Genomic DNA, 12501 nt, shown 5'->3' with positions numbered 1-12501 from the left:
ACGTCGACGGGGTCGCCGCAGGCGTTGCGCCCGTTCATCGGGACGCCGTCGCCCCGGGTGCGCCGGCCGAGGCCGAGGGCGCCTTGGCGCAGCCCGCGTAGTCCTGTGCTGGCGGCGCCGCGTAGTCCTCGGGCGAGGCCGCCGAGGGTGGTGAGTCCTTTCATGCCGGGGATGCAGTCGAGTGCGGCGAAGGCGACGTCGAGGAGTCCGGCTTCTCCGCGTGCGTATTTGATGAGGGTGTCGGCGAGGACGACCAGCGCTGCCGCCAGCACCACCCAGGCGAGAGGGCCGCCGATGATCATCACCACGACGCCGAGGACGGCGACGATGACCTTGCAGATCTCGACCAGGGTGTCCCAGTTGTCGGTCACCCACTTGATGGCCTTCTCCCACCAGCGGCGGTTTTGGATGCCGGCGTCGGAAGCCTCATCGATGTCGCGGGCGCACTGGCGTGCGGCTTCCTCGCGCATCTCCTGCGCGTCGAGGGCGAGTTGGCGTGCTGCGGTCAGGCGTTCCTGGGCGTCGTTGACCCTGTTTTGGGCGGCGCCGGCGGCGGCTTCGGCGGCTTGTTGGTCGCGGGTGGCGGCGCGGACGTCGGCTTCGTCGGGTGGTTCGACGTTGTCGCGTTCGCCTTCGCGTTGGAGGCGTTCGGCTTCGTCGCCGGCGCGGCCGACCCAGTCGGTGGCGTCGCCGAGCGCGGTCTGGGCGGAGGCGAGGTCGGCCTGGGCGGTGATGGCGCGGTCCAGGGCACGGTCGGCCATGCCCTGGGCGGTTTGGAGTTTGGGCCAGTAGGTGTGCAGCGCCTGTGAGCACAGGGAGTAGGAGTCCTCGAGTTTGGTGAGGTTGTCCGGCACACCGTCGAACTCCCGCCGGAACGCGTCCGCGGACAGCCCCGCCCACTCCAGCATGGCCCGCTCGCCCGCCATGCCCCGGATCTTGCCGAGCGCCTCACCGACATCGTCGGCGAACTCCCCCAACTCGTCCGCGAGTTCCCGGACCTCGTCCGGGTCCCCCGGCGTCGGATCGCGGTCCATGTCCACCGGTGACCAGTCAGACGGCCGCGCCACCAGTCCCACCCCCCGTGAGCATTCGGTCCCGTGAGGTTACCTCAGGCCCACGCGCCATCGTAGTGAGTAAGACAGGGGGAGGCATGGGGCAGGATGCTGCCGTCGGCGTGTATGTCCCCGACGGTGCTGTGGGCGCAGTCGCGCTCGGAACCTGGCCGTCAGCTGGGTACTCCGGGCTCGGTCCCGCCCCTCCGGGGAGCTGAGCCCCGAAGTCGGCTCCCAACATCCTGAGAAACGCGTCAGGGGCCCGACCCGCTGTCGCGGATCAGGCCCCTGACCTGTACCTCTACCGTCGGGGTGGCGGGATTTGAACCCACGACCTCTTCGTCCCGAACGAAGCGCGCTGCCAAGCTGCGCCACACCCCGGTGGAGCGTGCACTACTTTAGCTGACCAGCGGGCGTTCACGAAATCAGGTTTCGGTGGCGGTCAGGGTCAGCAGCGTGGCCTCGGGGGGGCAGGCGATGCGGACGGGGGTGTAGCGGTTGGTGCCGCAGCCCGCGGAGACGTGGAGGTAGGAGCGGTGGTCCGCCGCCTCGTGGTGGGAGAGGCCCTTGACGCGGTCGGTGTCGAGGTCGCAGTTGGTGACCAGGGCGCCGTAGAACGGTACGCAGAGCTGCCCGCCGTGGGTGTGGCCGGCGAGGATGAGGGGGTAGCCGTCGGCCGTGAAGGAGTCGAGGACGCGCAGGTAGGGGGCGTGCACCACGGCCAGGGCCAGGTCGGCGTCGCGGTCGGGGCCGCCGGCGACCTTCTCGTAGCGGTCGCGCTTGATGTGCGGGTCGTCGAGCCCGGTGAGCGCGATCTCCGCGCCGCCGGCCTTGAGTTGGCCTCGGGTGTTGGTCAGGTTGACCCAGCCCGCCTCGTCGAACGCGTCGCGCAGCTGCCACCACGGGTTGCGCGGAACGTTGCGCGCCGGCGCGTTCCCGTTCAGGCCGTGGCGGCCCGAGGTGCGCTCCGCCAGGTAGCGCGCGGGGTTGCGCAGGCGGGGCGCGTAGTAGTCGTTCGAGCCGAAGACATAGGCCCCCGGGAACTCCATCAGCGGCCCGAGCGCGTCCAGCGCCTCCGGGACGGCCTCCGGGTCGGAGAGGTTGTCCCCCGTGTTGATCACCAGGTCCGGCCGCAGCCCGGCGAGGGACTGGAGCCAGCGGCGCTTCTTGTTCTGCCCCGAGACCATGTGGATGTCCGAGACCTGGAGCACCCGCAGCGGTGGCGCCCCCGGGCGCAGCACGGGCACGGTCACCCGTCGCAGCCGGAAGGAGCGGGCCTCGAACCCCGCGGCGTAGGCGACGGTGCCGGCCGCGAGGGCGCCGACGGCGAGGGCTGCGTTCAGGGGAATGCGGTATCGCGCGCGCATGTGACCATGGTCGCAGAGCCGACCGGGTGGGCGGGAACCGGCTGTCACAATGGTCGACATGACCACGTTCAAGTCCCGGCTGCAGGGCGATCTGACGGCAGCGATCAAGGAGCGCGACGAGCTGCGTTCCGCCACTCTCCGGATGGCGCTCGCCGCGATCACCACCGAGGAGGTCGCGGGGAAGACGGCGCGCGAGCTCTCCGACGACGAGGTTCAGAAGGTGCTCGCGCGCGAGGCGAAGAAGCGCCGGGAGGCCGCCGAGGCGTTCGAGAAGGGCGGTCGCGCCGAGAGCGCGGAGCGGGAACGGGCCGAGGGCGCGGTGTTGGCCGACTATCTGCCACGGCAGCTGACCGACGAGGAGCTGGCGACCCTGGTCGCCGAGGCGGTGGACGAGGCCAGGGCGCAGGGCGCCGAGGGCCCCCGCGCGATGGGCGCCGTGATGAAGGCGGTCAACCCGCGGGTCGCCGGCCGGGCCGAGGGCGGCCGGGTGGCCGCCGCCGTCAAGCGCGCGCTGGCCGGCTGACCGGCGGCGGAGAACGAAGAAGGCGCCCCCGTCCGCTCGTGGTGAGCGGGCGGGGGCGCCTCTCGTGCCGCCGGGGCCTCCGGCCTACGGCCACTCGCCCCAGTCGAAGTCGTCCCGATTCGGGCCGCCGCCGCCACCGCCCGGACCGCCACCGCCGCCCGGACCGCCGCCACCGCCCGGACCGCCGCCCGGGGGCCGCGCGTCGTCGCGGTCGTCGTTGTCGCGGTCGCGGTCGCGATCCCGGTCGCGGTCCCTGTCCCGGTCGTCGTTGTCGCGGTCGTCGTCGTCCCGGTCGCGGTCCCTGTCGTCGCCCCGGGGAACGTCGACCTGGGTGAACTCGGTGGCCTGCACGCCCTGGAGCGCCCCCGTCATGGCCTGCCGCCAGATCGGGCCGGCCACGGCGGCGCCGCTGGCTCGCTCGTAGTACTGGCCGCCGATCGTGATGTCCTCCATCGGAGGCAGCGTCTGGTCGCCGCCGACCCGGACCGCCGTGGAGAGCTGCGGGGTGTACCCGACGAACCAGACGTTCTTCCGCTCGTCGGTGGTGCCCGTCTTGCCCGCGTTGTCCCGGTCGGAGAGGCCGACGGTCTGGCCGGTGCCGTCCTCGACCACGCCGCGGAGCATCATGTTGATGGTCCTGGCCGTCTTGGCGGACATCACCTGCCCGCACTCGCTCGGCGGGACGCTCAGCTCCTCGCCGTCCGCGTTGGTCACGCCGGTGATCGCCACCGGGCGGCAGTAGGTGCCCTCGTTGGCGAACGCCGCGTAGGCGCTGGCCATCATGAGCGGGGTGGTCTCCTGACCGCCGAGGGTCACGGAGGGGTTGGCGGCGAGCGGCTCGTCGCTGCCGCGCTCGACGCCGAGGTCGCCGGCCATCGTGATGGTCTCGCAGAGGCCGGCCTCACGCTCCAGCTCGGCGAAGTAGGTGTTGATGGACTGACCGAGCGCGTCGGTCATGTCCCACTCGCCGGTCTCGTCCTCGCGCTCGTTCTTCAGCGTCCACTCGGGCTCGCTGGCCGAACCGAGGGGCTGGTTCTCGCAGTTGCGGAAGTCCGCCATCGGCAGGGTGATCTCGTGGTCGGTCTCGTAGGTCTGCGCGGGTGAGATGCCCTGTTCGAGCGCGGCGGCCGCGGTGAACGGCTTGAACGTGGAGCCGGGCTGGAAGCCGTAGGTGGTGCCGCCCATGCCGCTGGAGACGTTCAGGTTGATCGACGTCTGGTTCTCGCCGTAGCCGTACGGCCGGCTCTGCGCCATGGAGACGATATGGCCGGTGCCGGGCTCCACCTGGACGACGGCCGCGGTGATCGGCTCGTCCGGGTTGGCGCCGTCGCGCGCCGCCTGGGCGGCGGCCTCCTGGGCCTGGGGGCGCAGCGTGGTCTGGATGGTCATGCCGCCGAGCGCCCACTGGGCGGCCCGCTCGTCGCGGGTCTCGCCGAAGACCGGGTTCTCCAGGAACTCGCGGTGCACGTAGTCGCAGAAGAACGCGGCCTCGTTGGGCGCGGTGATGCAGCCGTTCCTCGGCTCGCTGATCTCCAGGTCGATCTCGGCGGCCATCGCCTCCTCGGCCTCGGCCTCGTCGATGTCGCCGACGTCCAGCATCCGGCTGAGCACCAGGTTGCGTCGTTCGATCGCGGCCTCTTCGTTCGCGACCGGGTCGTAACGGCTCGGCGACTGGACGAGACCGGCGATGAGCGCGGACTCGGGGAGGTCGAGGTCGGCGGCCGACTTGGAGAAGTACCGCTGGGCGGCGGCCTCCACGCCGTAGGCCTGCTGGCCGAAGTACGTGATGTTGAGGTAGTTCTCCAGGATCTGGTCCTTGGAGAGCTCCTGTTCGAGCTGGATCGCGTACTTCATCTCGCGGATCTTGCGGCCGAGGCCCGCGGCGCCTGACTGCTGGGTGGCCTCGGCCACCGCCTCCTCGTCCTCGCCCGCGGCCTCGACGAACACGTTCTTCACGTACTGCTGGGTCAGGGTGGAGGCGCCCTCGGCGACCCCGCCCGACTCCATGTTGCGGTTGAGCGCGCGGAGGATGCCGCGCAGGTCGACGGCGCCGTGCTCGTAGAACCTGGCGTCCTCGATGGCGACGATCGCGTTGCGCACGTGGTCGGACATCTCGTCCAGCGAGACCACGGTGCGGTCGCGGAAGTAGACGTCGGCGATCTGGTTGCCCTCGGCGTCCAGGATGGTCGTCTTCTGGCTCAACGGAGGGCGCTTCATCATGGCGGGGATCTCGTCGAAACCCTCGGCCGTGCCCCGGGCCGCCAGACCGATGGCGCCGACGGCGGGCAGGGCGATGCCCGCCAGCACGGCGCCGGAGAGCACACTCACACCGAGGAACTTGGCCACCTGCTGAGCGGCGCTGAGGCCGCCACCGGGACGCTTCCTACCCATGGGGTCCAGCCTACGTTCTCAAACGCCGGACAGGGGCCCGGGTGTTCGCCTAAGCTACTTCCCAGTTCACATAACGCCGTGCGAGTCAAGTTCCCCCTCACTCGAAGGGGTGAGTTCGCAAAGGGCCTGTGTGCCCTCGTCCACCCCCTGCACAACTCGCACGCGCGCCCTGGACCGCGTCTCCGAACTATCACTCTTTCGGGTTACTTCGCGCTTCCCATAGTCCGATCGGGCCATTCAAGATTAGGCCCCTCGGGGGTGTTGTGGTGTGGCTGCCTTCCGTAACGTCGCCAACTGGCGAGGGCGAATATGCCACTTGCCGCCGTGGGGGAGCCTCGATTCGGGAGAGGACGGCACCGGCATGAGCTGGGTTACCGACTGGAGCGCGCAGGCGGCCTGTCGCGCGACAGATCCGGATGAGTTGTTTGTTCAGGGTGCGGCGCAGAACCGCGCCAAGGTGGTCTGCACCGGCTGTCCGGTGCGCACCGAGTGCCTGGCCGACGCGTTGGACAACCGCGTCGAGTTCGGCGTGTGGGGTGGCATGACGGAGCGCGAGCGGCGCGCGTTGTTGCGCCGGCGCCCGACGGTCACCTCCTGGCGCCGTCTGTTGGAGACGGCGCGCACCGAATACGAGCGGAGTCTGCGCTACAGCGGAGACGGCCGTTATGGGAACGCCGTCGGCGGCTCCTTCGAGGAGTGGGCCGGGGTGGGATAAGGAGAACGAACGGGGCGCGCGATGTCGGTTCGGCGCCCGTGGCATAGCTGTTCCCTGCTTTCCGGCGCTCCGGAAGCGCCCGGCGCTTTTCGCGTTGCTTGTGTGTTGTTTGTATACGGCAGAGGCGCGACTGGATTTGTTTGAGCGATGCGCGACGAGGGGCGTGAGTGGCGTCTGAGGCGCGACAGGACAAACGTTTCTGACGCCATGGCCACTGTGAGGGCTCTCACAGTGGCCTCGGGCGTGCCCCGGGGCGCCGGGACGCGGACTCAGGGCGCGGAGTCGCCGAGCGCCGCGCCGATCGTCCGCAGCCCGTCCAGGTCGTGCACGTCCCCGGGGAGCGCGGCGACCTCGACGACCGGCACCTCCGGATGGAGGGCGGTGAAGCGCGCCCTGGTGCGGTTCTCCCGCGCCAACTGGCGCATGTGCTCGGCGTGGACGCGCAGCAGGGCGGCCGCGAGCAGGTCGGCCGTCATGGGGTCCGCGCCGTCGGCGTGCGCGCTGTCGGCCGGTGCGTCGACGGTCCTTTCGCCAGCCGTCTCGTGGCCGGCGGCCTCGTCGGCCGTCGGGGAGGAGCCCGTGGAGGAGTGGGTCTCGGGAGAACGACGGCCCGGCGGTCGGTCCCGCCCGGAATCCGCGGGGGATGGGGATTCCTGTGCGGTGGTCCGCTCCGTCTCTGTCTGCCCGGTCGGATCATCGGCCATGCCGGGCGGAGCAAGATTTTTTGCCTCCAGGGTCTCGGCCGCCGCCAACGCACGCTCCGCGCTCAGCCCCGACGCCCCCGAGGTGTGCACCCGGTTGAGCACCAGACCGGCGAGCGGCATCCGGTCCGCCGCCAGCCGCTCCACGAAGTAGGCGGCCTCCCGCAACGCGTCCCGCTCCGGCGCGGCGACCACCAGGAACGCCGTCCCCGGCGCCTGGAGCAGCCGGTAGGTGGCGTCGGCCCTGGTGCGGAAGCCGCCGAACATGGTGTCCAACGCGGCGACGAAGTTCTGCACGTCGCGGACCAGCCCCGCGCCCACCACCCGGTCGATGGTCCCGGTGAACCGGGAGAGCCCGGCGAGCCCCAGGTCCATCACCTTGCGTCCGGCCCGGCCGCCCGCCTTCGCCGGACCCATCAGCACCCGGATGAACCGTCCGTCCAGGAAGGAACCGAGCCGCTGGGGCGCGTCCAGGAAGTCCAGCGCCGAGCGGCTGGGCGGGGTGTCGACGACGATCAGGTCCCACTCGTCGCGCGCCACCAGCTGGCCCAACTTCTCCATCGCCATGTACTCCTGGGTGCCGGCGAAGCCGGTGGAGAGCGACTGGTAGAAGGGGTTCTCCAGGATCGCGCGGGCGCGCTCGGGGTCGGCGTGCTCCTCGACGGTCTCGTCGAAGGTCCGCTTCATGTCGAGCATCATCGCGAACAGCTCGCCGCCGGCCGTCCCGTCGATGCCGGGCACCCGACGCGGCACGTTGTCCAGCTCCGCCAGGCCCATCGACTGCGCCAGCCTGCGGGCCGGGTCGATCGTCAACACCACGACGCGCCGGCCCCGTTCGGCGGCGCGCAGACCCAGCGCCGCCGCCGTCGTGGTCTTGCCGACGCCGCCCGAGCCGCAGCAGACCACGATCCGGGTCTCCGCCCGGTCCAGCAGCGGGTCGACCGCCAGCGCCGGCACCTCGGCGACGGCCGAGTCGACATCCGCACGCTCCCGGTCCCGCCCCGGCTCGGTCATCGGCCCGCCCCTCTCACGCCTCGCACGCTCCCCGACCCGGCCCACGCGCCGCCACCGGCCGTCCCGTTCACCATCCGTGCTCCCGCAGCCGGCGGGCCAGACGGTAGAGGCCGGCCAGGTCCGCACCGTCCGCCAGCAGCGGCAGCTCCCGCACCGGCAGCCCCAGCGCGGCCAACTCGGCGCGCTGCGCGGCCTCGAGCGACCGCCGTTCCGCGTGCGCCGCGCCCTCGTCGAGCAGCGGGCCGACCAGCCGCGTCGGCGCGCGCAGCCCGGCCGAGCGCAGCGCGGCGGCCAGCTCGCGCCGGTCGACGCCGGCCGGATCGACCGGCCCCGCCACCGGCGGGCGGACCATGTTCACCACGACGGTGCCGACCGGGAGCTCGGCGGCGCGCAGCTCGGCGACGCCGTCCGCGGTCTCCTGGACCGGCATCTCCTCCAGCAGGGTCACCAGGTGGACGGCGGTCTCGGCGGACTTCAACACCCGCATCACCGCCTGCGCCTGGTGGTGGATCGGGCCGACCTTCGCCAGGTCGGCGACCTCGTCGTTGACCCCGAGGAACCGGGTGACCCGGCCCGTCGGCGGCGCGTCCATCACCACCGCGTCGTAGACGAACGCGCCGTCGGTGCCGCGCCGCCTGGTGGCCTCGCAGACCTTCCCCGTCAGCAGCACGTCGCGCAGCCCGGGGGCGATGGTGGTGGCGAAGTCGATCGCGCCGATCCGTCGCAGCGCGCGGCCGGCGCCGCCGAGCTTGTAGAACATCTGGAGGTAGTCGAGCAGCGCCTTCTCCGTGTCGATGGCCAGCGCGTACACCTCGCCACCGCCGGGACCGATGGCGATCCTGCGCTCCTCGTAGGGCAGCGCCTCGGTCTCGAAGAGCTGGGCGATCCCCTGGCGTCCCTCGACCTCGACCAGCAGGGTGCGCCGCCCCTCCTCCGCCAGCGCGAGGGCGAGCGCGGCCGCGACGGTCGTCTTGCCGGTGCCGCCCTTGCCGGAGACCACGTGCAGTCTGCGTTCTGGGGTCACGTGGGCGAGCCTAAGGGAACGCCGCGGGAACGCCTCGGGCGGCCGTCGCGGACAGGCTCTAGAGTGGCCGCCATGAAGAAGTGGGAATACGCGACGGTGCCGCTGCTGGTGCACGCGACCAAGCAGATCCTGGACACCTGGGGCGAGGACGGCTGGGAGCTGGTGCAGGTCGTGCCGGGGCCGAACGCCGAGCAGTTGGTGGCGTACTTCAAGCGCGAGAAGCCGGCCGGATGAGCGCCGTGAGCGGCGTGGAACGGCGCCTGACCGAGCTGGGCCTCGAACTGCCGCCGGTCGTGCCGCCGGTGGCCGCCTATGTGCCGGCCGTGATCAGCGGGCGCTACGTCTACACCTCCGGGCAGGTCCCGCTGGTCGCCGGCGCACTGCCGGTCGCGGGGAAGGTCGGCGCCGAGGTCGACGAGGAGCGGGCGCGCGACATGGCGCGGCTCTGCGCCCTCAACGCGCTGGCCGCCGTCAAGTCCGTGGTGGGAGACCTGGACCGGGTGGCCAGGGTGGTGAAGGTGCTGGGCTTCGTCGCCTCGGCGCCCGGCTTCACCGGCCAGCCGCAGGTGGTCAACGGCGCCAGCGAGCTGCTGGGCGAGGTCTTCGGAGAACGCGGACGCCACGCGCGCAGCGCGGTCGGCGTCGCGGTGCTGCCGCTGGACGCGCCCGTCGAGGTCGAGCTCCAGGTGGAGCTGACCGACGGCTGAGGTCTGCGGGGTCTTCGACGGTTCCACGGGCGGTACAACGAGCGGGAGGGCACGGCCCCTTCGCCCGTTGCCGGTTCAGGCAACGCGTCCTCCGGCCGGGGGAGACGCGACGGTGCGCTGTCGGTCCCTTCGGGTACAACTGACCGCATGACTGATTCCGCGTTCGAGGAGGCCGGGCCCACGCCGACCGGCGGCCCCGACTCCGAAGTGCCCGACTGGGAGCTGCGGTTCCGGGCGCCCCGGGTGAGCCTGCCGGGCTGGGCCCGCGAGGCGCCCGACCGTTCCCTCTTCGTCTCCAACGCCACCGGGACGTTCGAGCTCTACGCCTGGGACCGGTCCACGGGCGAGCGGCGGCAGGTCACCGACCGGCCCAACGGCACGGTCTCCGGGCGGCTTTCGCCCGACGGCGAGTGGGTGTGGTGGTTCGACGACACGGACGGGGACGAGTTCGGCGTCTGGCGGCGGCAGCCGTTCGGCGGCGGCGCGGACGAGACGGCGGTGCCGGGGCTTGCCGCCGGGTACCCGAGCGGGCTGGCGCTCGGCCGGGACGGCACGGTCGTGGTCAGCCGGGACACCGAGGAGGACGGCTCCACGATCCACGTCCGGCGGCCAGGCGAGGCGGAGACGACCGAGATCTACCGGCACCGGCAGTCCGCCGACGTCGCCGCCATCTCCGCCGACTCCTCGCTGCTGGCGATCGAGCACACGGAGCACGCGGACGCGATGCACTCGGCGCTGCGGGTCGTCCGCCTGGACGGCTCGACGGTGGCCGAGCTGGACGACACCGCGGGCGGCACCGTCGAGTCGGGCCTGCTGGCGCGCGGCTTCGCGCCGCTCCCCGGCGACAGCCGGCTGCTCGTCGGGCACCAGCGGCACGGCCGTTGGGAGGCGCTGCTGTGGGACCCGCTGACCGGTGAGCAGCGCGAGCTGTCGTTCGGTCTCTCCGGCGACGCGTACGCCGACTGGTATCCGGACGGTTCGGCGCTGCTGGTGCTGCACAGCTTCCAGGCCCGCGACGAGGTCTACCGCTACTCGCTGGCCGACGGGGAGCTGACCCGGCTGGAGACCCCGCCGGGCACGCTGGGCGGGGCCGCGGCGCGGCCGGACGGCGAGGTCGAGTTCCTCTGGTCCTCGGCCGCCGAGCCGCCCCGCGTCATGTCGACCAGCGGACGGACGGTGCTCGACCCGCCGGGGCCGAAGGCACCCCGCTCGGTGCCGGTCGAGGACGCCTGGGTCGAGGGGCCGGGCGGCCTGGTGCACGCGCTGGTGCAGCGGCCGGCGGGCGAGGGCCCGTTCCCCACCGTCTTCGACATCCACGGCGGGCCGACGGCCCATGACGAGGACGGTTTCGCCGCGGGCCCGGCCGCCTGGGTCGACCACGGCTTCGCCGTCGTCCGGGTCAACTACCGCGGCTCGACGGGCTACGGCCGGGAGTGGACGGACGCGCTCAAGCACCGTGTCGGGCTCATCGAGCTGGAGGACATCGCGGCGGTGCGCGAGTGGGCCGTCTCCTCCGGGCTGGCCGACCCGGAGCGGCTCGTGCTGACCGGCGGCTCCTGGGGCGGGTATCTCACCCTGCTCGGCGTCGGCGCGCAGCCGGACAGCTGGGCGGTCGGGGTGGCGGCGGTCCCGGTGGCGGACTATGTCGCGGCCTACGACGACGAGGTGGAGGCGCTGAAGGCGCTGGACCGCACGCTGCTCGGCGGCACGCCGGAGGAGCAGCCCGAGCGGTGGGCCGCGTCCTCACCGATCACCTATGTCGACGCGGTGAAGGCCCCCGTCTACATCTCGGCGGGGATGAACGACCCGCGCTGCCCGATCCGCCAGATCGAGAACTACGTGTCCCGGCTGACCGACCGGGGCCACCCGCTGGAGGTCTACCGGTACGACGCGGGGCACGGCTCGCTGGTCGTCGAGGAGCGGATCAAGCAGGTGCGGATGGAGATCAGGTTCGCGCGAGATCATCTGCCGACTGCTCGGGAGGCCGGTTCGACCGACTAGCGGCGGCGGTCGCGTCGCCAGCGGTGCCTTCCGCGCCCTCGGTGTCACCGGCGCGTGTTTCCCCGGCGTCCTTCGGGGCGCCGGGAGAGGGGGCCGGCCCCTCGACCAGGCCCAGTTCGCGGTCGCGCTGCTGCTCCACCTCGCGGCGGAGCAGTCGGAACCACATGAAGACGGCGAAGCCGGCGAAGACGAACCACTCGGCGGTGTAGCCCAGGTTCTGGAAGGCGTCCAGGTCGAGGCCGGTGCCGGTGGGCGCGGTCGCCGGCACGGCCGCCATCGGCGGCTCCGGGTCGCGCACCGTGATCCAGGAGTCCTCGGTCTCGTACGGCAGGACGTTGATCAACGAGGCCGCGCCGATCACGCCCAGCTCGCCGGGGGCGAGCCCCTCGGTCCGCCCGCTGACGGTGCTCGGCGACTCGGCGGCCTGGAGCGCCCCGACGACGGTCACCTCGCCGCCCGGCGCCTCCGGCGCGGCGGCCGGGTCGGCCGCGCCGGGCAGCCAGCCGCGCACCACCGGCACGGCCGGCGAGCCGTCCGCCGGGCGCAGCGGGGTCAGTACGTAGAAGCCGCGTTCGCCGTCCACCATCCGTTCGGGGACGAGGAGTTGGTTCTCCGCGTCGAAGGTGCCCGTGACCTCGACCTGGTGGCCGACGGTGTCCGTGGTCAGCGGCAGCATCTCGGCGATCGGGCGCACCTCGCCCTCGCCCTGCGCCAGCTCCTGCTGTGCGCGGTGCGAGTCCACCTGCGCCTCGAACCGGCTCAGCTGCCAGGTGCCGGCGGCCAGACAGACGGGCACGGCCAGCACCACGAAGACGTTGATCGCCCACCAGCGCGGGGTGAGCAGGAACCGGTACACACCCCAACGGTACTGGCGCCCGCCCGGCTCCCCGGTGCGGGGGTCGCCGCGCGGAGCGGGACACGGCGCGGGCAGCGGGCGCGCGGTCCACCCTCGGTGGTGGGAAGCTCGCGCCGTTCGCCGCGCCCCCTCCGCCCCTCCGCACCCCCT

Annotated in this window: 11 protein-coding genes and 1 tRNA gene; 5 read left to right on the top strand and 7 right to left on the bottom strand. The window is 72.5% G+C overall.

The genetic code is table 11. The features are described from left to right. The 3 genes from CRP51_RS27610 to CRP51_RS27600 form a co-directional block, all read right to left on the bottom strand. Nucleotides 1–1067: WXG100 family type VII secretion target (locus CRP51_RS27610; RefSeq protein ID WP_342749126.1), on the bottom strand; the 1067-nt coding region annotated here is incomplete at its 3' end. A gap of 292 nt (nucleotides 1068–1359) precedes the next feature. Then, a tRNA-Pro gene (locus tag CRP51_RS27605) sits at nucleotides 1360–1433 on the bottom strand. Nucleotides 1434–1477: 44 nt separating this feature from the next. Continuing rightward, nucleotides 1478–2419 (bottom strand): metallophosphoesterase, encoded by a 942-nt coding sequence (locus CRP51_RS27600; RefSeq protein WP_097234090.1) that lies wholly within the window; start codon nucleotides 2417–2419, stop codon nucleotides 1478–1480. 58 nt (nucleotides 2420–2477) lie between these two features. On the opposite strand from CRP51_RS27600, the gene CRP51_RS27595 reads away from it, so the two are divergent. After that, nucleotides 2478–2942, top strand: coding sequence for a GatB/YqeY domain-containing protein (locus CRP51_RS27595; RefSeq protein ID WP_097234094.1), 465 nt, complete (start codon nucleotides 2478–2480; stop codon nucleotides 2940–2942). Nucleotides 2943–3026: 84 nt separating this feature from the next. Here CRP51_RS27595 and CRP51_RS27590 read toward each other — a convergent pair whose 3' ends face one another. Beyond that, a complete protein-coding gene (locus CRP51_RS27590) occupies nucleotides 3027–5333 on the bottom strand; it encodes a transglycosylase domain-containing protein (protein WP_097234089.1) in 2307 nt (768 codons plus the stop codon). Nucleotides 5334–5694: 361 nt separating this feature from the next. Here CRP51_RS27590 and CRP51_RS27585 point away from each other — a divergent pair, with 361 nt between their 5' ends. Then, nucleotides 5695–6048: a WhiB family transcriptional regulator gene (locus CRP51_RS27585; protein WP_097234088.1), complete on the top strand. Its 354-nt coding sequence runs from the start codon at nucleotides 5695–5697 to the stop codon at nucleotides 6046–6048. Nucleotides 6049–6317: 269 nt separating this feature from the next. Here CRP51_RS27585 and bagB read toward each other — a convergent pair whose 3' ends face one another. Together bagB and bagA are read right to left on the bottom strand one after the other, a co-directional pair. Then, nucleotides 6318–7763 (bottom strand): ATPase BagB, encoded by a 1446-nt coding sequence (bagB, locus tag CRP51_RS27580; RefSeq protein ID WP_097234087.1) that lies wholly within the window; start codon nucleotides 7761–7763, stop codon nucleotides 6318–6320. Nucleotides 7764–7830: 67 nt separating this feature from the next. Beyond that, complete coding sequence (bagA, locus tag CRP51_RS27575) at nucleotides 7831–8787, bottom strand: ATPase BagA (RefSeq protein WP_097234086.1); 957 nt, start codon at nucleotides 8785–8787, stop codon at nucleotides 7831–7833. Between the two features lie 72 nt (nucleotides 8788–8859). Between bagA and sp36 the strand changes: the two genes are divergently transcribed. From sp36 to CRP51_RS27560, 3 genes are all read left to right on the top strand, one after another. Next, on the top strand, nucleotides 8860–9021 hold the full coding sequence (sp36, locus tag CRP51_RS27570) for a Sp36 family protein (RefSeq protein WP_097234093.1): 162 nt from the start codon (nucleotides 8860–8862) through the stop codon (nucleotides 9019–9021). 5 nt (nucleotides 9022–9026) lie between these two features. Continuing rightward, nucleotides 9027–9494, top strand: a complete 468-nt coding sequence (locus CRP51_RS27565; protein ID WP_097234092.1) for a RidA family protein — start codon at nucleotides 9027–9029, stop codon at nucleotides 9492–9494. A gap of 147 nt (nucleotides 9495–9641) precedes the next feature. Beyond that, on the top strand, nucleotides 9642–11495 hold the full coding sequence (locus CRP51_RS27560; protein WP_097234085.1) for a S9 family peptidase: 1854 nt from the start codon (nucleotides 9642–9644) through the stop codon (nucleotides 11493–11495). Here CRP51_RS27560 and CRP51_RS27555 read toward each other — a convergent pair. Then, nucleotides 11440–12351 (bottom strand): SURF1 family protein, encoded by a 912-nt coding sequence (locus tag CRP51_RS27555; protein ID WP_097234084.1) that lies wholly within the window; start codon nucleotides 12349–12351, stop codon nucleotides 11440–11442. The genes CRP51_RS27560 and CRP51_RS27555 overlap by 56 nt on opposite strands. Nucleotides 12352–12501: the final 150 nt, after the last annotated feature.

It is taken from the genome of Streptomyces zhaozhouensis (assembly GCF_900230195.1).
In the GTDB taxonomy this organism is placed as follows: domain Bacteria; phylum Actinomycetota; class Actinomycetes; order Streptomycetales; family Streptomycetaceae; genus Streptomyces; species Streptomyces zhaozhouensis.
The sequence above is the reverse complement of the archived record's forward strand: the minus strand, read 5'-3'. Positions and strand labels throughout refer to the sequence as shown.

Bases quoted from the DNA above. Each gene is read 5' to 3' on its own strand.
- CRP51_RS27600 (WP_097234090.1), bottom strand. From the start codon at position 2,419: ATGCGCGCGCGATACCGCATTCCCCTGAACGCAGCCCTCGCCGTCGGC.
- CRP51_RS27595 (WP_097234094.1), top strand. From the start codon at position 2,478: ATGACCACGTTCAAGTCCCGGCTGCAGGGCGATCTGACGGCAGCGATC.
- CRP51_RS27590 (WP_097234089.1), bottom strand. From the start codon at position 5,333: ATGGGTAGGAAGCGTCCCGGTGGCGGCCTCAGCGCCGCTCAGCAGGTG.
- CRP51_RS27585 (WP_097234088.1), top strand. From the start codon at position 5,695: ATGAGCTGGGTTACCGACTGGAGCGCGCAGGCGGCCTGTCGCGCGACA.
- bagB (WP_097234087.1), bottom strand. From the start codon at position 7,763: ATGACCGAGCCGGGGCGGGACCGGGAGCGTGCGGATGTCGACTCGGCC.
- sp36 (WP_097234093.1), top strand. From the start codon at position 8,860: ATGAAGAAGTGGGAATACGCGACGGTGCCGCTGCTGGTGCACGCGACC.
- CRP51_RS27560 (WP_097234085.1), top strand. From the start codon at position 9,642: ATGACTGATTCCGCGTTCGAGGAGGCCGGGCCCACGCCGACCGGCGGC.